This is a genomic window from Streptomyces sp. NPDC015661 (assembly GCF_043077765.1).
Lineage (GTDB): Bacteria > Actinomycetota > Actinomycetes > Streptomycetales > Streptomycetaceae > Streptomyces.
Genome location: NZ_JBIBST010000016.1, coordinates 130,504 through 148,802 on the forward strand (window position 1 = coordinate 130,504; position 18,299 = coordinate 148,802).

Annotated in this window: 18 protein-coding genes and 1 tRNA gene; 5 read left to right on the forward strand and 14 right to left on the reverse strand. The window is 72.9% G+C overall.

Annotation, left to right across the window (positions count from 1 at the left end):
- Positions 1-8 precede the first annotated feature (8 nt).
- The 11 genes from ACF07V_RS34160 to ACF07V_RS34210 form a co-directional block, all read right to left on the reverse strand.
- On the reverse strand, positions 9-1,211 hold the full coding sequence (locus ACF07V_RS34160) for a DUF1906 domain-containing protein (RefSeq protein WP_392159554.1): 1,203 nt from the start codon (positions 1,209-1,211) through the stop codon (positions 9-11).
- A gap of 52 nt (positions 1,212-1,263) precedes the next feature.
- Entirely contained in the window at positions 1,264-2,430 is a 1,167-nt protein-coding gene (locus tag ACF07V_RS34165; RefSeq protein ID WP_392159555.1) for a lipid-transfer protein, read from the reverse strand.
- Complete coding sequence (locus tag ACF07V_RS34170) at positions 2,427-2,810, reverse strand: MaoC family dehydratase (protein WP_392159556.1); 384 nt, start codon at positions 2,808-2,810, stop codon at positions 2,427-2,429. Before ACF07V_RS34170 ends, ACF07V_RS34165 begins: the two co-directional genes overlap by 4 nt.
- Positions 2,807-3,880 carry an acyl-CoA dehydrogenase family protein gene (locus ACF07V_RS34175; protein ID WP_392159557.1) on the reverse strand — a complete coding sequence of 358 codons (1,074 nt, stop codon included), beginning with the start codon at positions 3,878-3,880 and terminating at the stop codon, positions 2,807-2,809. The genes ACF07V_RS34170 and ACF07V_RS34175 overlap by 4 nt, the downstream gene beginning before the upstream one ends.
- A gap of 1 nt (position 3,881) precedes the next feature.
- Positions 3,882-4,811, reverse strand: coding sequence for a bifunctional MaoC family dehydratase N-terminal/OB-fold nucleic acid binding domain-containing protein (locus ACF07V_RS34180; RefSeq protein ID WP_392159558.1), 930 nt, complete (start codon positions 4,809-4,811; stop codon positions 3,882-3,884).
- Positions 4,808-5,974 (reverse strand): acyl-CoA dehydrogenase family protein, encoded by a 1,167-nt coding sequence (locus ACF07V_RS34185; protein ID WP_392159559.1) that lies wholly within the window; start codon positions 5,972-5,974, stop codon positions 4,808-4,810. Before ACF07V_RS34185 ends, ACF07V_RS34180 begins: the two co-directional genes overlap by 4 nt.
- 229 nt (positions 5,975-6,203) lie before the next feature.
- Positions 6,204-6,509, reverse strand: a complete 306-nt coding sequence (locus ACF07V_RS34190) for a hypothetical protein (protein ID WP_389222415.1) — start codon at positions 6,507-6,509, stop codon at positions 6,204-6,206.
- A gap of 415 nt (positions 6,510-6,924) precedes the next feature.
- A complete protein-coding gene (locus ACF07V_RS34195; protein WP_392159560.1) occupies positions 6,925-7,443 on the reverse strand; it encodes an O-acetyl-ADP-ribose deacetylase in 519 nt (172 codons plus the stop codon).
- Between the two features lie 93 nt (positions 7,444-7,536).
- A complete protein-coding gene (locus ACF07V_RS34200) occupies positions 7,537-7,725 on the reverse strand; it encodes an antitoxin (RefSeq protein WP_392159561.1) in 189 nt (62 codons plus the stop codon).
- A gap of 145 nt (positions 7,726-7,870) precedes the next feature.
- Positions 7,871-7,955 (reverse strand) — tRNA-Ser (locus ACF07V_RS34205).
- Between the two features lie 151 nt (positions 7,956-8,106).
- Positions 8,107-9,576 (reverse strand): S1C family serine protease, encoded by a 1,470-nt coding sequence (locus ACF07V_RS34210; RefSeq protein ID WP_392159562.1) that lies wholly within the window; start codon positions 9,574-9,576, stop codon positions 8,107-8,109.
- A gap of 184 nt (positions 9,577-9,760) precedes the next feature.
- Here ACF07V_RS34210 and ACF07V_RS34215 point away from each other — a divergent pair, with 184 nt between their 5' ends.
- The 3 genes from ACF07V_RS34215 (at position 9,761) to ACF07V_RS34225 (ending at position 12,432) form a co-directional block, all read left to right on the forward strand.
- On the forward strand, positions 9,761-10,591 hold the full coding sequence (locus ACF07V_RS34215; protein ID WP_392159563.1) for a glycerophosphodiester phosphodiesterase: 831 nt from the start codon (positions 9,761-9,763) through the stop codon (positions 10,589-10,591).
- Between the two features lie 97 nt (positions 10,592-10,688).
- On the forward strand, positions 10,689-11,291 hold the full coding sequence (locus ACF07V_RS34220) for an ATP-binding protein (RefSeq protein WP_392159564.1): 603 nt from the start codon (positions 10,689-10,691) through the stop codon (positions 11,289-11,291).
- 163 nt (positions 11,292-11,454) lie between these two features.
- Positions 11,455-12,432: a DUF5926 family protein gene (locus ACF07V_RS34225; protein WP_392159565.1), complete on the forward strand. Its 978-nt coding sequence runs from the start codon at positions 11,455-11,457 to the stop codon at positions 12,430-12,432.
- A gap of 221 nt (positions 12,433-12,653) precedes the next feature.
- Here the strand turns inward: ACF07V_RS34225 and ACF07V_RS34230 are convergent, their stop codons facing one another.
- Positions 12,654-13,244 (reverse strand): hypothetical protein, encoded by a 591-nt coding sequence (locus ACF07V_RS34230; RefSeq protein WP_392159566.1) that lies wholly within the window; start codon positions 13,242-13,244, stop codon positions 12,654-12,656.
- 260 nt (positions 13,245-13,504) lie between these two features.
- Positions 13,505-14,215, reverse strand: a complete 711-nt coding sequence (locus tag ACF07V_RS34235) for a bifunctional DNA primase/polymerase (RefSeq protein ID WP_392159567.1) — start codon at positions 14,213-14,215, stop codon at positions 13,505-13,507.
- 522 nt (positions 14,216-14,737) lie between these two features.
- Here ACF07V_RS34235 and ACF07V_RS34240 point away from each other — a divergent pair.
- On the forward strand, positions 14,738-16,189 hold the full coding sequence (locus tag ACF07V_RS34240; RefSeq protein WP_392159568.1) for a PP2C family protein-serine/threonine phosphatase: 1,452 nt from the start codon (positions 14,738-14,740) through the stop codon (positions 16,187-16,189).
- Between the two features lie 114 nt (positions 16,190-16,303).
- Positions 16,304-17,770, forward strand: coding sequence for an aminopeptidase P family protein (locus ACF07V_RS34245; RefSeq protein WP_392159569.1), 1,467 nt, complete (start codon positions 16,304-16,306; stop codon positions 17,768-17,770).
- A 64-nt stretch (positions 17,771-17,834) separates the two neighbouring features.
- On the opposite strand, the gene ACF07V_RS34250 is transcribed toward ACF07V_RS34245, so the two are convergent.
- The gene (locus ACF07V_RS34250) at positions 17,835-18,281 is read right to left on the reverse strand and encodes an ATP-binding protein (RefSeq protein ID WP_392159570.1); all 447 of its coding nucleotides are present in this window, start codon (positions 18,279-18,281) and stop codon (positions 17,835-17,837) included.
- Between the last annotated feature and the right edge of the window lie 18 nt (positions 18,282-18,299).

The following is an 18,299-nucleotide window of genomic DNA, read 5'->3' on the forward strand; positions in this document are numbered from 1 at the left end:
GCTCAGGGTCAGGGGCGCCCGGAGTCGACGAACGACAGGGGGACGGGGACCCGGGCGGTGAACCGGGCGGAGGCGGAGACCCGGGCGACCGGCGCGTCCATCGCGTTGCGGTCGATCGCGAGTGTGCGCCCGCCGTACGTCTCGGTGACGTTCCCCGCGTACTGGTGGATCCTGGCGTGCGGGGTCCAGGCCTCCGGGTGCAGCACCGACTCGGTGAGCAGCGCCGGCTGCCCCCGCCAGCGCGCGAACCACATCACGTCCGGCAGGTCCTTCGTCCCCGCCTTCCGCTGCGTCTCCATGTCCCGCACCCCCGTGTCGGCGCTGCTGTAGAAGCCGGGGAGGTAGCCGAGGCGCCGCACCTCCCGGTTCCAGGCGCGGACGAAGGCGAGGGTGGTCGCGGCGCAGCTCGTGTCCCCCCGCCGGTAGGCCTCGATGTCGAGGTAGAGCGGGCTGCTCGTACCGATCCCGAGGGCCTTCGCCGCCCGTACCGCGTCGCCTCCCTCCTTGGTCCCCTGGGTCGCGGGCGCGCTGCCGATGGCGAAGCGGCGCTTGGCGAGGGAGTCCACGCACGGCGCCTGGGAGCCGACGAAGAGCGGCAGCAGCCGCCAGCCCATGGCGTGGGCGGAGGCGACCCAGGCGGGGGTGAGCTCCTTCTGGACGGGGCAGCCCCGCCCCCGCCCGCCGAAGTAGATCCCGACGGCCCCGTACGGCGACCCCCGCCAGGCCCTCATCACGGCGAGGGACGGCGCCTCACAGGTGTCGAAGGCCTTGCCCGCGAAGTGCACGGGCGCGGCGGCCAGGGCGGCGGGAGCGCCGTGCGCGTCCGGAGCGCCGGGAGCGCCGGGGGCACCGGGAGCGCCCTGGGCGGCGCTGGCGCCCTGGGCGGCGCTGGCGCCCTGGGCGGCGCTGGTGCCCTGGGCGGCGAGGGTGCGCGGCGTGGTGGCGGCGCCGGGGCCCGGGGCGGAGGCGATCGTCGTGGCGGAGGCGATCGTCGTGGTGTCGGGTGTCGTCGTTGCGGGAGGGCGCTCCGCTCTCGCGGTGGCCGGGGGCGGGGTGTTGAGGAGGGTCGTCCCGGCCAGCGCCACCAGCACCGCGGCGACCACGGTCCGCGCCCCGGGAGGCGGCGTGGAGCGTGGGCGGGCCGGTGCCGGCGGCGTGGCCGGGACGTGCGCGGTGGCGGCTTCGGATACGGGCGGCGTACGAGTGCTCATGGCGCGAGTGAAGATCCACCCGCCCCGCCCGGCCACCGCTCAGGCCGTCGCCTCAGCCGTCCGTGCCCAGGATCAACCCGGACGTGGGAACCCCCGTGCCCGCCGTGACCAAGGTCCGGGCGGCGCCGGGTATCTGGTTCACGGAGGTGCCGCGGATCTGCCGCACCGCCTCCGCTATGCCGTTCATGCCGTGGAGGTAGGCCTCGCCGAGCTGCCCCCCGTGGGTGTTCAGCGGGAGCGCGTCGGCCGCGACGAAGTCCGCCGCCTCCCCCGGCCCGCAGAAGCCGAACTCCTCCAACTGCATCAGCACGAACGGGGTGAAGTGGTCGTAGAGGATGCCCACGTCGATGTCGGAGGGCGCAAGACCGGACGTCCGCCAGAGCTGGCGGGCCACCACGCCCATCTCCGGCAGCCCGGTGAGCCCGTCCCGGTAGAAGCTGGTCATGGCCTCCTGCTTCCGGCCGGCGCCCTGGGCCGCCGCGAGGATCACGGCGGGCGGGCGCGGCAGGTCGCGGGCGCGCTCGACGGAGGTGACGACGATCGCCTGGCCTCCGTCGGTCTCCTGGCAGCAGTCGAGGAGCCGGAGCGGCTCGACGATCCACCGCGAGGCGGCGTGGTCGGCGAGCGTGATCGGCTTCCCGTGGAAGTACGCGGCGGGGTTGCGGGCCGCGTACCGCCGGTCGGTGACGGCGACATGGCCGAAGGCGTCCGGGGTCAGCCCATAGGTGTGCAGATACCGCTGGGCGGCCATGGCGACCCAGGAGGCCGGGGTGAGCAGCCCGAACGGCAGCTGCCAGCCGAGCGCGGCGCCCTCGGCGGAGGGCTCGCGCTGCTGGACGCCGGAACCGAAGCGGCGCCCCGAGCGCTCGTTGAACGCCCGGTAGCAGACGACGACCTCGGCGACCCCGGCGGCGACGGCCAGCGCGGCCTGCTGCACGGTGGCGCATGCGGCGCCGCCTCCGTAGTGCACGCGGGAGAAGAACGACAGCTCGCCGATGCCCGACGCCTGGGCGACGGTGATCTCGGGGTTGGTGTCCATGGTGAAGGTGACCAGGCCGTCGACGTCGGCGGGGGTGAGCCCGGCGTCGTCGAGGGCCGCGCGCACGGCCTCGACGGCGAGCGAGAGTTCGCTGCGGCCCGAGTCCTTGGAGAACTCGGTCGCCCCGATGCCCACGACGGCGGCCCGCCCGCCGAGCGTGTCCCTGCCGCGGACGCTCATCGCGTCACCTCCACGGTGACCGTCCCGGTGACGTGGTGTCCGAGCCCGTTGGCGCCGACGACCCGGACGCTCGCCGTGTCCCCGTCCACCTCGGTGACCGTCCCGGTCAGGACCATGGTGTCCCCGGGGTAGTTGGGGGCGCCGAGCCGGATGGCGACCTTGCGGAGGACGGCCCGGGGGCCGAAGTGGTCGGTGATGTACCGGCCGACGAGCCCGTTGGTCGTGAGGATGTTCATGAAGATGTCCGGAGAGCCCTTCTCCCGGGCCAGCTCGGCGTCGTGGTGCACGTCCTGGTAGTCGCGGGAGGCGAGGGCCCCGGCGACGATCAGGGTGCGGGTGACCGGGATCCGCAGCGGTGGCAGCTCGTCACCGGGCTTCATGACAGGTCCTCCTCTGCGAGCAGGTCGCCGAGTTCGGCGAGGAGTTCGGTGCCGCAGCCCAGGTACGCGTCGAGCTGCCGGCCCCACAGGAAGTGCCGGTGGACGGGGTGGTCGAGGTCCGCGCCCATGCCGCCGTGCAGATGCTGTCCGGCGTGCACGACCCGCTTGCCCGCCTCGGAGGCCCACCAGGCCGCGGTGAGCGCCGCCCCGGTGGCGTCGAGGCCCTCGTCGAAGCGCCAGGCGGCCTCGTAGGCGGTGACCCGGATGGCCTCGGTGTCCATATGGGCGTCGGCGGCCCGCAGTTGCACCGCCTGGTGGGTCGAGAGCGGCCGCCCGAACTGCTCCCGTACGGACGTGTACTCCACGGCCCTGGCGAGGGACCCGGCGCACACCCCGGCCTGGAGCCCGGCGAAGGCGGTCCGGGCGGCGGCGAGCACGTCGTCGTGGGCCCCGGCGCCGCCGAGACGCTCCCCCGGGGTCCCGTCGAGGACGAGCCGGGCGGCGGCCCAGGGAGCGGTGAGCTCGACGGCCTCGACGGCGGCCGCGTCCTCGGTGCGGACCAGCCACAGGGCGCGGTCCTCGTCCGGCACGAGGACGTGGCCGGCGTCCCTGAGCCACGGCACCCACTCCACGACCCCGCTGAGCCGGCCGCCCCCACCGGGGGCCACGGGGCCGCCGAGCCGGCCCCCGTCGGCGCCTCGCGACGTGACCGTGCCCGGTGCCGGGAACGCGCCCGTCACCACCGTCGTACCGTCGCGGAGGCCGGGCAGGAGCCGGGCGCGCTGCTCCTCCGTACCGTGCCGGGCGACGGCGAGGATCCCGTACACACAGCTCGCGGCGAACGGCACCTGCGCCGTCCTGCGGCCCTGCTCCTCCAGGAGCAGGACCAGGCCGAGCAGACCGGTCTCCTCGACGGCGCCGGGCAGTCCGGCCGCGCAGAGCGCCTTCCAGAGCTCGGCGTCCGTGCCGGTCCCGGCGGCCCTGAGCCGCTCGTGGGTCGCGAGGTCGGCGAAGATCCGCCCGGCGAGCTCCCGGGCGGCCTCCTGCTCCTCGGTGGGGGTGAAGTCCATGTCAGTCCTCCCCTCCCGCGCGGAAGACGGGAAGCTCGAGCTCCTCGTCGACCCGCTGGAACTCCAGCCGCACCGGCATCCCGATCCGCACCTTGTCGTACGGCACGCCCACCACGTTGCTGATCATCCGCACGCCCTCGGCGAGTTCGATCAGCCCGACGGCGTAGGGGGGATCGAAAGCGGGGAAGGACGGGTGGTGCATCACCACGTACGAGAAGACCGTCCCGGCCCCGCTCGCCTCGACCGTGTCCCACTCCCGCGAGCCGCAGTCGGCACACCCCGGCAGCCAGGGGAAGCGCAGGGTCGCGCAGGCGCCGCAGCGCTGGATCAGCAGCCGGTGCGCGGCCACGCCCTCCCAGAATCCGGCGTTGTCCCGGTTGACGACGGGCCGGGGGCGCCGGGGGACGGGCTTCGGCTCGGGCTCCGGCTTCCGCGGCCGCCTCGCCGCAGGCGCGTACTTGAGGATGCGGAAGCGGTGCGTTCCGGCGAGTTCGCCGCCCGCCCGGACGTCCGTCCGGGTCGTCACGAAGTGGCCGGTGCCGAGCTTGGTGGTCTTGCGCGGCGAGACGGACTCGATGACCGTGTCGAAGCCGATCTCGTCGCCGGGGCGGAGCGGCCGCAGGTACTCCTGCTCGCAGTCGGTCGCGACGACCGAGGTGTAGCCGGCGCCGTCGAGGAGGACGAACAGCTCCTCGTACGCCGAGGACCGGTCGGTGTGCCCGGAGAGGCCGCCCATCGTCCACGCCTGGAGCATGGTCGGCGGTGCGACGGCGTCCGGCCCCCGGTAGGCGGGATGCTCGTCCCCCATCGCCTCGCACCAGTGCCTGATCATGGGCAGGTTGACCGGGTCCTTGCCGGTCCCTGCGGTGGCGGCGGGCCGCCCGACGAAGGCCTGGAGCCGCTCGTACAGCACGTCGTCCGTACCGCTCATCGCCTGCCCCTCCCCTTCATGCCGAGCCGCATCCTCGCGACGATCTCGCGCTGCACCTCGCTCACCCCTCCCCCGAAGGTGTTGATCTGCGCGGCCCGGTTCATGCGCTCCAGCTCACCGCCGTCGAACTCCCCCGGCGATCCCGCTCGCACCGTCCCCGGCCCACCCGCGATCTCCTGACATATTCGATACACCTCCACCGCCGATTCGGTTCCCGCGAACTTCACGCCGCTCGCGTCCCCCGGGGCCAGCCGGCCGGCCCCCACATCACCCACCAAACGCCAGTTCAGAAGGCGTGTCGCGGCCAGCCGGGCATGCGCTTCGGCGGCCCGGATCCGAATCCACGGCTCGTCAATGCGACGCCTGCCCGTCACCGGATCGGGGGTACGCGCCCGGTCGAGGACGGCCGCGAAGAAGTCCTCGGCCTGCATGCCGATCGCGGCCAGCGCGACCCGTTCGTGGTTGAGCTGGCTGGTGATGAGGCCCCAGCCGCCGTGCTCGGGCCCGACGAGGTTGCCGGCGGGGACCCGTATCCCGTCGTAGTACGTGGCGGTCGTCGTCAACCCGCCCACCGTCTCGATCGGGGTCCAGGAGAAGCCGGGGGCGTCGGTGGGGACCAGGACGATGGAGATGCCGCGGTGCGGGGGCGCGTCGGGGTCGGTGCGGCAGGCGAGCCAGATCCAGTCGGCGTTCTGGGCGTTGGAGGTGAAGATCTTCTGCCCGTCGACGAGCCAGGAGTCCCCGTCGCGGACGGCCCGGGTGCGGAGCGAGGCGAGGTCGGTCCCTGCCTCTGGCTCGCTGTAGCCGATGGCGAAGACCGCCTCGCCGCGCAGGATCCGGGGCAGGAAGAGGGCCTTCTGCTCCTCGGTCCCGTACGCCATGAGCGTGGGTCCGACGGTGTTGAGGGTGACCATCGAGACGGGGGCGCCCGCGCGGTACGCCTCGTCGAAGAAGACGAACTGCTCGTCGGGACCGCGGCCCTGCCCCCCGTACTCCTCGGGCCAGCCGAGACCGAGGAGCCCGTCGGCGCCGATCCGCCGCAGGAGCCGGCGCTGGGCGTCCGTGTCGGTCGCGGGCGGCGGGCCGTCGGGCATCAGGTCCCGGAAATACGCGCGGAGTTCGGCGCGCAGCCGCAGCTGCCGCTCGGTCGGGGCGAGGTGCACGGCGACGGCCTCCCGTGGGACGACTGAGGTTTCTGACTGTCCGTCAGATTCCATCCGCCTGTCAAGGTCGGGGACCCCCGGAGACCGCACGCGCGCCCTCACCGGCACCCGCTCACGGAAACGTTCACGGAAACGTGACGGCTCGCACGCCGGTACCGAAGTACCGGCGTACGAGCCGTCGTTCACACCACGGTCACGCCCCCCGTCGGGCCGGAGTCCGTGCTGTCGGTCACCACCAGGGGTGGAAGTTCACGACGTTGTTGGACTGGTCGATGTGGGTGAAGGCGGAGCCGTTCACGCTCGCGGTGTTGTTCTGGTTGGAGGCACCGGAACCGGTCGCGACCTGCTGCGTCGTGGTCGAGTTGCCGAAGTTGTCCCCGCCGACGCCGCTGCCGATGATCGTGGCGACGCTGGTGTTCGATCCGTCGTCCGCGAATCCACCGTTGTCGGCCTGGGCCACCCCGGTGAAGAGCGCTGCCGCGAGGGGCAGGGCGGCCGCGGCGGCGAGGATGCGGGCGGTACGGATGCTTGCCATGTCTGTTCCTCCGGGAACTGAAAGCTGCTGCTGGTGCACGGAACTGCTCTGCGGAACTGCTCTGGAACTCTGAAGTACGGCCATGTCCAAGGCAGTTGGCCGACCGCCTCGGTCGTTGTGCTCGACGTCGCGAATCCAGAGTTGCCCACCGAATCCCCGGCGAACCACCCCGGAGCGGCCGATTCCCCCGCAAGCGTGAGGACAAGCCGATAAACCCCGGCAGTACGAGGAAAGCCCCAGCTCACACGGGTGGCGGGGTCCGAGCGGGGCGCGGGGACGGCACGGCCGGTGCACCGCAAGGGAGGAAGCGTTCCGGCAGATTTTCCGCCAATCTTTCTCTCGGAAGGACGCCACGGCGAGTCTCCGCCCCGGGGAAATCGAATAGGAAATCCCATGGGAGCATGGCGTTCGATCGTTACGAGGCTTCTCGCACGGCCGCCTCGAACACCCCGTACGCCGCCGCGTCGAAGAGGACGAAGCGGACCTCCTCGACCTCCGTACGGGCCGCCCGCACGGTCTCCACGGCGATCCGGGCACCGTCCGCCATCGGCCAGCCGTAGATCCCGGTGGAGATGGCCGGGAACGCGACCGTACGGTCCCCCAACTCGTCGGCGACCCGCAGCGATTCGCGGTAGCAGGAGGCCAGCAGCTCCGAGCGGTCCTCGTCCCGCGACCAGACCGGCCCGACCGTGTGGATCACATGCCGGGCCGGCAACCGCCCCGCCGTGGTCGCCACGGCCCGCCCGGTCGGCAGACCCTTGCCGTACTGCGAGCGGCGCAGCTCCTGGCACGCGGCGAGGATCTCCGGGCCGCCCTTGCGGTGGATGGCCCCGTCGACCCCGCCGCCCCCGAGCAGCGAGGAGTTCGCGGCGTTGACCACCGCGTCCGCCGCCTCGGCGGTGATGTCCCCCTGGACGAGCACGATGCGCACCACGAGAAGAGCCTTTCCCTCAGCCGTCGGCCGAAAGTAAAAAAGGAGAGGGGTGCCCCGGGAAACCCGGGACACCCCTCCTGACGTCTGCTGCCTCTACTGCGGCGGAGTGTCCTGCCCCTGACCGCCGAGTTGCTCCTTGAGCTTCTCCTGGGCCGTGTCGACGTGGCTCGCGTACTTGCCCTGCGTCTTCTCGTCGACGAAGTCGCCGGCCTTGTCGATGCCCTGGGAAGCCTTGTCCTCGTGGCCCTTGAGCATCCCCTTGAGCTTGTCCATTACAGACATCCTGGCCCTCCTAGCCGCTGTTCCAGCCACTCCAGCATCACCGCGCACCACCGGAACCGCATCCGCAGAAGACCCCCGGACATGCGAAAAGGGGCGCTCCTTGTCAGAAGCACCCCTTGTGACCAGCGCACATGCCGATCCGCTGCGGTGGGTGTGGGATTTGAACCCACGGTGACTCGCGCCACGACGGTTTTCAAGACCGTTCCCTTAGGCCGCTCGGGCAACCCACCCTCGCCCCGCCTCACCTGGCGCGGAGCGGCTACAGCCTACCGGCTGACCACCCCGGGCACGGAAGCCCCGACCGCAGGCGCGACGCGCAGCCCCCGACGCCGGGCCGCGACAGCGCCGCGCCCGGGCCGGACGACATGCGGACGACAGGTCTCAGCTGTCGCCGGTGCGTTCGCCGAGGACGACCGTGGCCGTCGCGGTCTTGCCGTCGCGCTCGTAGGTGATCTTCACCGAGTCGCCCGGCTTGTGCGTCCAGATCTCGCTGATCAGGGTCGGTCCGCTGTCGATCGGGTGGTCGCCGAAGCCCGTGATCACGTCGCCGGCCTTCAGACCCGCCTTCGCCGCCGGGCCGTCGGGCGTGACCGAGGCCGTGCCGCCCGAGCCCTGGGAGGCGATGGTCGCGCCCTGGCCCTTCTCGTTCATGTTCACGGTCGCGCCGATCACCGGGTACACCGGCTTGCCCGTCCGGATCAGCTGCTGGGCCACGTTCTTCGCCTGGTTGACCGGGATCGCGAAGCCGAGCCCGATCGAACCGGCCTGGGACTGGCCGAAGCCGCCGCTGGTCGACTGGATGGCCGAGTTGATGCCGATCACGGCGCCGCTCGCGTCGAGCAGCGGTCCGCCGGAGTTGCCCGGGTTGATCGAGGCGTCCGTCTGCAGCGCGCTCATGTACGAGCTGCTGCCGCCGGAGCCGTCGCCCGAGGCGACCGGGCGGTTCTTGGCGCTGACGATGCCCGTCGTCACCGTGTTCGACAGGCCGAAGGGCGCGCCGATCGCGATCGTCGAGTCGCCGACCGCCACCTTGTCGGAGTCCCCGAGCGGCAGCGGCGTCAGGCCCTTCGGGGCGTCCTTCAGCTTGATGACCGCCACGTCGTAGCCCTCGGCCCGGCCGACGACCTCGGCGTCGTACGTCTTGCCGTCCGAGAAGGTCACGGACAGCGTGCCGCCGTCCGCCGCCGACGCCACCACGTGGTTGTTGGTGACGATGTGGCCTTCCTGGTCGTAGACGAAGCCCGTGCCCGTGCCGCCCTCGCCCTCCTGGGCGCCGGACTTGGCCTGGATGGTGACCACGCTCGGCAGGGCCTTCGCCGCGACCGCCGCGACCGTCCCCGGGTCGCGCTTGAAGGAGGCCGGGGCCTGGCCGGAGGAGACCGTGGTCGAGCTGAAGCCGTTGTCGCCCCGCTCGGCCGCCCAGTAGCCGATGCCGCCGCCGATGCCGCCCGCGACGAGCGACGCGACGAGCACGGCCGCCACGAGACCGCCGGTCCGCCTGCGCGGCGCCTCGGGTACGGGGGGATGCGGGGTGCCCCAGGCCGGGACGGCCGGCGGGGGCGGCGGCCAGCCACCGGCGGGGGCGGCGGCCGCGACGGTGGCCGGCTCCGGGGCGGGGGCGTGCTCCGGGGCGGGGGCCTGCTCCGGGGAGGGGGCCGGGGCGGGGGCCGCGGCCGGGACCGTGGGCTGGATCATCGTCGGCTCGTCCGCCTGCGGGGCCGGCTGGGGTGCGGGCGACTGCGGCTGCGCCGCAGCCTGAGGCGCTTCCTTCGGGGGTACGGGAGGCGTCGGAGGGACGGACGGGGCAGCCTGCTCCGCCGGGTCCGGCGTGCCCTCGTTCTCGGTGCTCACAGCTCGCTCTCCTCGTCGACGGCGCGGTTACCTAGGTGGCTCCAGGGTGCTGCACCAGCTTTTCCCACAGGACGTCAGGCCGCTGTAAGGCGGAGCTGTGCGTTCGCACCCCATCCTTTATATACGGACAGAACGGACACGCTCCGGGGTGCCCGCGCCACCCCGCCAATGGCACCATGACGCGGTGACTCACGCACGGCAGCACCCGAACCGCGTCCCCCTCCAGGTCGTCGCCCACCGCGGAGCGTCCGAGGACGCACCGGAACACACCCTGGCCGCCTATGTGAAGGCCATCGAGGACGGCGCCGACGCCCTGGAGTGCGACGTCCGGCTCACCGCCGACGGCCACCTCGTCTGCGTCCACGACCGGCGCGTCGACCGCACCTCGAACGGCCGCGGCGCCGTGTCCGCGCTCGAACTGGCCGATCTCGCCGCCCTCGACTTCGGCACCTGGAAGGGCCGGGACGACTCCGGCGAGATCCCCGACTGGGGAGACCCCGGATCCACCTCCGTCCTCACCCTGGAGCGGCTCCTGGAGCTGGTCTCCGACGCCGGGCGCCGGGTCGAGCTGGCCATCGAGACCAAGCACCCGACCCGCTGGGCGGGCCAGGTCGAGGAGCGGCTGCTCCAGCTCCTCAAGCGTTTCGGCCTGGACGCGCCCGCGTCCCCCGCCGATTCCCCGGTACGCGTCATGAGTTTCTCGGCCCGTTCCCTGCACCGGATCGCCGCCGCCGCGCCGACGCTGCCCACGGTCTCGCTCGCCCAGTTCGTCTCGCCCCGGCTGCGCGACGGGCGGCTCCCCGCGGGCGCGCGCATCGCGGGTCCGTCGATCCGGATCGTCCGGCACCATCCCGCGGTGATCCTGCGGCTCCAGAAGGCCGGGCACCAGGTCCACGTCTGGACGGTGGACGAGGCCGAGGACGTCGAGCTCTGCGAGCGCCTGGGCGTGGACGCGATCATCACCAACCGCCCCAAGCAGGTACTCGCCCAGCTGGGCCGCATCGGAGAGGCCTGAGAGGCCTCTCCCGTCCCACTTTTCCCGTCCGTCACGGGGGATAACAGGCCTTACAGGGTGTGCCCCGGCGCGTTCCGTGCGTACGCGATCGTCACGAGTGCCTCATCACACGTGGATTGGCCGGTTTCCGGTCCAGGCCATTGGGGCATCCACACGGTGGCGTGGGGCAAAGGAGGTCTCGGGGGTGGCGTTGGTGGTGGCACAGGAGGTGCCCACGTCGTCGAGCATGGCCGTACCCCATGGCCCTGCGGGCGTGGGTGAGGCGCGACACCGGATGCGGGACGAGCTGTACCGCAGCGGGGTGGCCGAATCGGTCGTCGACGACGCGGTACTGATCCTTTCGGAGCTGCTCAGCAATGCCTGCCGCTACGGCAGGCCGCTGGGCCACGCGGAGCGGGGCGAAGGCGATGTGCGGGCGGCCTGGCGGGTCGACCCGGCGGGCGGCCTGCGGGTCGAGGTGACCGACGGAGGTGGTCCGACACGGCCCGTCCCGTCGACGCCCTCGGTCACCGCACGGGGCGGCCGCGGGCTGAACATCATCGGGGCGCTCGCCCAGGACTGGGGCGTACGGGACAGCGCGACCGGCGAGGTCACCGTCTGGGTGGTGGTCACCGAGGGACACCGCCGCGAGGACTTCGCGGCACGCGTCGGCGGCGGCCCGGGCCTCGACTTCCTGGACGCGTACGACGATCTGGACTGAGGAACCGGTCCGGGAGCGCGGTGGCGGGCGCGGCCCCGGCGCGGTGCCCGCCCGGGCTGCCGCGCCGCCCCGCCTGAGCGGCCCCGGCGCCCGGTGCGGCTAGGCTCGCGCCCGGTACAGCACCGCACACAGAGCACAGCCGCGATCGGGAGAAAGCCACACCATGGCCAAGAAGCGCCCCCAGACGAAGGCCGGCAAGGCCGGCCAGGCACAGGTCACGAGCGGGGAGATCCCGGTCGTCGGCGCGCGCGAGCCGTGCCCGTGCGGTTCGGGCCGCCGCTACAAGGCGTGTCACGGCCGGGCCGCCGCGCACGCCGTGACCGAGCTCGTCCAGCGCCCCTTCGAGGGTCTTCCCGGCGAGTGCGACTGGGTCGCGCTGCGCGAGCTGGTGCCGGCCGCGACCGTGCCGCTCACGCTGAAGGGCGGGCTGCCCGAGGGCGTGCCGTCCGTGACGCTCGCGACCGTGCTGCCGATGGCGTGGCCGGCGCTGCGCCGCGACGACGGCTCCGTCCTGCTCGCCCTGCAGAACGACTCCACCTCCGGCGACCTGGCCCGCGACCTCGCCGACACCCTCCAGCGCGCCCTGGAGGCGGAGCCGGGCACCCCGGTCCCCGCGCGCCGCGTGCCGGCCGAGGGCCCGCGCCTGCAGGAGCTCCTCGACGCGGACGCCCCGTTCGTGCCCGAGGTCCACACGGGCTTCGAGTTCTGGATCCCGCAGTCCACGGACGGCGCGGACCCGGAGGTCGCCGCCTCCCTGGAGCGGGCCAACGCGGCCGCGATCCCGACGGTGAAGCTCGCGAGCGTCGACTCCGCGTACTGGTGCGAGGTTCCGGACAAGAACCACCTGCGCTGGGTCATGCCGCACGAAGAGGAGAAGCTCCTCGACGCGCTGGCCCGTCTCCAGGCCGGCGAGGGCACCTCGCTCGGCGCCGACACCCGGCTCGTCGGCTCCTTCCGGGCCCACGGTCTGATGGTGCCGGTGTGGGACCTGCCGTCCTCCATGACCGCCGAGGACTGCGAGAAGCCGGCGGCCGAGTTCGCCGAGCGGCTGGCCGCGGCGCTCGCCTCGGACGCCCCGCTGACGGCGGAGGAGCGCCGGGCGCGCGGCGGTCTCACGAACCGTCAGGTGACTCTCAGCTGATACCCCAGGTGGTATCGGTGACTGACAGACCGACCAGTCGGTGACTTCCGCCACAAGGCGGGTCTTCGGACGGACAAATCCCTGTCCGAATAACCGAGATCGAATTTGCGAACAGCAGATCTCTTGTTACCGTTCTTGAAGCCCGGTCGCTGGTGCATCCCCCGTCGCCAGCGACCGGGCCTTTCCATGTCCGCTCCCGGCAGGGCCGGGACATGCGGCATTCAACTTCCTTCGCCGTCCGCCGTGTTGCTTCCCGCGCGGAGCAGCAGCGGAGTGGAGCCGCCCTCGCCGGATCCGGCGAATTCCGAGACCGCCGTATAGGCCGTGACCGCGCCCCGTGCGTGCTCCCTGGGTGTTTCACAGGTTCCCGGTTCGTCCTGTGCCGGGACCGGGCAGTCCACTTGCACGGTCCGTCCGCCGGGGCCCATGAGGGTCAGAAACGCGTCGAGCTGTCGACCGGTGGCGTTCCGGTAGTACGTACGCGCCCAGACGTCGGGCCCCTCGCCCAGGACGCAGGTCTGCGCCTCGGCGCCCTCGGGAGAGGCGAGTTCCGGCCCACAATGCGTGACGCGCTCGGGCGACACGGGGGCCGCCTGGGCCGGAGAGGCGGTTGCGGGGGCGGCGGACGCGGGTGTACGGGGTCCCAGGCCGAGCCCCCTGAGCAGCTCTCCGGGCTTCGCGTCGCCCTCGGCGCTCGCTCCGGCGGGCCGTACGGGCTCCCCCGTCGGCCGTGCGTTCGCGACGAGGGGCAGCAGGACGGCGACCGTGACGGCGGTCCCGAGTCCGACCACGCGGAGGTTCACCGGGCTCATGGGACCCACCTGCTCCTGCTCGGCTGGAGATCTTGAACGGTGGAGTGAACATAGCGGCGGGATCCGGGCGCCCGGTCGGTCGCGCGCCCGTTTCCCGTACAAGTCGGACCAGGACACACCCGTTCGGGTGAACGGCGCGCTCCTTGGAACACGCCCCCGGAACACGCCCCTCGGAACGCGCCCCCGGAACACGCCCCTCGGAACGCGCTCCCGGAACGCGCCCCCCGGAGCACGCCTCTCGGAACGTGCCCTCCGGAAGGTCAGTACGCCAGCCGGCTCCCGCCGCCCGGCGCGCTCGTGCTCGCCTCGACCAGGGCGTCGACCACCGCCTCGACGTCGGGGAGCCACGGCCGGGCCGAGCCGGCGAGCGGGGCCCGCTCCCAGCGGACCTGCCCGGTCCCCGCGACCGAGGGCGGAAGGAGCAGGTAGCCGCCCTCGCCGTGGAACCGCAGCGAGCTGGGCACGCCGTCCTTCGCGTACAGCAGCTCGCCGAGCCGTTCGAGGTCGTACGGGGCGACGAGGATCGACCACCGGGTCGGGGTGGCCACCACCGGGCCGAGCCGCATGCCCGTCGCGTCGAGCACGGCGAGGGCCCGCGCACCCGCCACCGCGGGGAGGCTGACCGCGCAGGGCGCGCGGCCGCCCGTGGCGAGGACCACGGGGGCGTCCGGGCGCCGGGTCCACCACCAGCGGACCATGCGCTCGTCCGTGGTGGCCGCGAGCAGTCCGGGGTCGTAGGGGTGCGCGCCGGGCACCACGCAGTCGGGGTCGGGACAGGAGCAGGCCGCTCGGGCGGCCGTGCGGGTCGTGACTCTCAGGCCCGTGGACGTACGGGGCGTCGTTCTCAGGCCCGCGCCCGGCAGGACGGGCCAGTTCCACTCGACCGCGAAGGTGACCGCCGCTTCGAGCCGCGCGGTCCTCTCCTTGCGCCGGAACCGGAGCCTGCGTCGCCTTCCGAGGATCTCGCGCATGAGCGCTCGTTCCTTTCCGTTGAACGCCGAATCCACATCACACCATGTGCAGAACACTTCACCGTGCGTATCAGCGCGTGCCGGGTCGGCGGGGTGCCGGACCGCCGGAGGGCGGTGCGGACCGGGCCGGTGCCGGGTGGATCCCGGGGGGACCGGGTGGAGCCAGGTCAGAGCCGGAGCGGGTCAGAACACGTTCCCCGCCACTCGGTGGCGGGTTGCGGCCTGCGGCGGGAAAGACGCCGGGGTTCCGCGTCACGTTCCGGGGCGGTGTCAACTGCCCCTGCCTGTCACCGATTACGTACCCAGCACGCTTGGAATGACGCGCTTTCAAACGACGCCAGTCGACCGCAAAAGGTGCACACCGGGGGCAATTTTCAGCCAACTTCCCGCGCACTTCAACCCTTGCGCACGACCTCACGGACACCACAAGTCCCGCGCGGACAATGCTGGACATCGTTCCTCTGGTGCGTGTACATGTGGATGCATCGAGCGGCTCAGGATGACATGGGGGTTTGCGATGCTATGGCGTCAAACGCACCGGTCGGGAAGCCGACTGACATGAGCGTCCCGCACATGCCGAAAGTGGCCGGAATCGATTCCACTGTTCCCGGGCCACCGCACACTACGTCGCCCCTTCCCGAGGTCCCCGCGGCTGCGGGTCCCGCCGACGCGGCCCTCCCACCGGGAGCCCTGATCCAGGACCGGCTGGCCTCCTGGGTCTCCGACCTCACCACCCTCCACGAACTCACCGAGCGCCTCATCAGGACCGCCTCCGTCGACGAGGCCCTGCGCGAGGTGCTCGGCGCCGGCGCCGCGCTCGTCGGCGCCCGTCGCGGCATGGCCGTCCTCGAACCGGCCGACGGCCACGGCCCCACCAGCACCATCGGCCTCGGCCTCGCCCACTCCGACCTCGGCACCATCGAGACCGTCCCGCGCGGCGCCACCAGCTACGGCCGCCTCCTCGACGGCCTCCCCGATCCCGGGCACCCGGAGCGCGTCCCCGATCCGATCGCCATCCGCGACGTCCGTACGGAGGAGGGCCTCGACCCGCGCCACCGCGAGGTCGCCGCCCGCCTCGGCTACGCCGCCAGCTACGCCCTCCCGCTCGCCACCGAGGAGGCCGGCCGGCTCGGCGCGGTCGTCTGGCTCTACGACGAGCCCGCCGAACCCTCCGACCGGCAGCGCCACCTGATCGGGCTCTACGGCCGCTTCGCCACCGAGCACCTCGCCCGGCTCCTCCAGGTCGAGCGCGCCCGCGTCCAGGTCTCCACCGTCGCCGAGGAACTGCTCCCCAGCCGCCTCCCCCGCGTCCCCGGCGTCCAGCTCGCCGCCCGGCACCGCACCGGCCCGACGGGCGGCGGCGACTGGTACGACGCCCTGCCGCTCCCCGACGGCGCCCTCGGTCTGGCTGTCGGCTCCGTCTCCGGCACCGGACCCAGCGCGCTGGCCGCCATGGGCCGGCTGCGCGCCTCCCTCCGGGCGTACGCGGTGATGGAGGGCGAGGACCCCGTCGCCGTCCTCTCCGACCTGGAGCTCCTGCTCCGGCTCACCGAGCCCGCCCGCTCGGCGACCGCCCTCTTCGCGTACGCCGAGCCCGCGCAGCGCCGGATCGTCCTCGCCGGCGCCGGGCACGCCCCGCCGCTGGTCGTCGGCGAGCGCCGCACCGAGTTCGTCGAGACCTCGCTCTCGGCCCCGCTCGGGATGCTCTCCTGCTGGGAGGCGCCGAGCGTGGAGCTGTCCCCCGCGCCCGGAGAAACGGTGCTTCTCTACACGGACGGGCTGCTGCGCCGTACCGGCGACGCCATGGACCGGGCCTTCGCGCGGCTCCACGCGGCCGCCGCGAGCGTGCCGAGGGCGGACCGGGGCGACCCGGGCGCCATCGCCGACCACGTCCTGCGGACCCTGCTCCCCGAGGGCCTGGACCGGGCCGTGGACGGGGAGGACGTGGTCCTGCTGGCCGCCCGCTTCGAGTGAGTTGCGTGTAAGCGGAACGTGACTCTTCGGTAATGGGTCTTCCGGCCCTGTGCCCCCTTCCGCACGACCGTACGATGGTGGGGGTTCAGTGTCGTACCAAGAGGAGGCAGACCCGTGGCCGAGGAGCTCACCCCGGAGACCCCGGAAGAGACCGAGACCGAAGAGCAGGCGATCAAGCAGCGGAAGAACGGCCTGTACCCGGGCGTGTCCGACGAGCTCGCCGAGAACATGAAGTCCGGCTGGGCCGACACCGAGCTGCACGACCTCGCGCCGATCGCGCAGGCCGACAAGACCGCCGCCCGCCGCGCCGCGCTCTCCGCCCGCTTCCCGGGCGAGCGCCTGGTGATCCCCGCCGGGAACCTGAAGACCCGGTCGAACGACACCGAGTACGCCTTCCGCGCCTCCACCGAGTACGCGTACCTCACCGGCGACCAGACCCAGGACGGCGTCCTCGTCCTCGAGCCCACCGCCGACGGCCACGAGGCCACGATCTACCTGCTGCCGCGCTCCAACCGCGAGAACGGCGAGTTCTGGCTCGACGGCCAGGGCGAGCTGTGGGTCGGCCGCCGCCACTCCCTCGCCGAGGCCGAGCAGCTCCTCGGCGTCCCGGCCAAGGACGTCCGCGAGCTCGCCGACGCCCTCAAGGAGGCCACCGGCCCCGTCCGCGCCGTCCGCGGCCACGACGCCGGCATCCAGGCCGCGCTGACCGACAAGGTCACCGCCGAGCGCGACGAGGAGCTTCGGGTCTACCTCTCCGAGGCCCGCCTCGTGAAGGACGCCTTCGAGATCGCCGAGCTGGAGAAGGCCTGCGCCTCCACCGCCCGCGGCTTCGAGGACGTCGTCAAGGTCCTCGACAAGGCCGAGGCCACCAGCGAGCGCTACATCGAGGGCACCTTCTTCCTGCGCGCCCGCGTCGAGGGCAACGACATCGGCTACGGCTCCATCTGCGCCGCCGGCCCGCACGCAACCACCCTGCACTGGGTCCGCAACGACGGCGACGTCCGCTCCGGCGACCTGCTGCTGCTCGACGCCGGCGTGGAGACCACCGAGCTCTACACCGCCGACATCACCCGGACCCTGCCGATCAACGGCCGGTACACCGAGATCCAGCGCAAGATCTACGACGCCGTGTACGAGGCGCAGGAGGCCGGCATCGCCGCGGTGAAGCCCGGCGCCGCCTACCGCGACTTCCACGACGCCGCCCAGCGCGTCCTCGCCGAGAAGCTCGTCGAGTGGGGCCTCGTCGAGGGCCCGGTCGAGCGCGTCCTGGAGCTCGGCCTGCAGCGCCGCTGGACCCTGCACGGCACCGGCCACATGCTCGGCATGGACGTCCACGACTGCGCCGCCGCGCGCACCGAGAAGTACGTGGACACCACGCTGGAGCCGGGCATGTGCCTGACCGTCGAGCCCGGCCTCTACTTCCAGGCCGACGACCTGACCGTGCCGGAGGAGTACCGCGGCATCGGCGTCCGGATCGAGGACGACATCCTCGTCACCGAGGACGGCAACAGGAACCTCTCGGACGCGCTGCCGCGGCGCGCCGAAGAGGTCGAGGCGTGGATGGCCGCGCTGAAGGGCTGATCCCCGCGTACGTTGGAACCGAAGGGCCCCCGCCGACCGACCGGCGGGGGCCCTTCCCCGTACGTCACGCCATGAGGAGCGACGGGCTGTCCCGCCACTTCAGGATCTTGTCGAAGCTGACCACGGCCCCGCCCCGGCCCGAGCGGTTCCCGAACTGCACGTGATCGGCCAGCTCCTCGATCAGGCGCAGCCCCCGGCCGTGCTCGGCCTCGTCGGACGGGACGGCCGGGACGGCGCTTCCCGGGAAGCCCGGCCCCGAGTCGGCGACCTCGATACGGCAGGTCTCGCCGTCCAGGTACGCCGTCACCCGGTACGCCCCGCCCCGTTCACGGGCGCCCTGCGCGCCACCGTGCTCGACCGCGTTGGCACACGCCTCGGTCAGCGCGACCGACAACTCGTACGACACGTCGGGATCGACACCCGCCGTCTCCATCGTGCCCAGCAGAAGCCTCCGCGCGAGCGGCACGCTCGCGGCCTCGCGCCGCAGATGGAGTGACCACCAGATGCTCATGCTCCAGCCTCCCGGCAG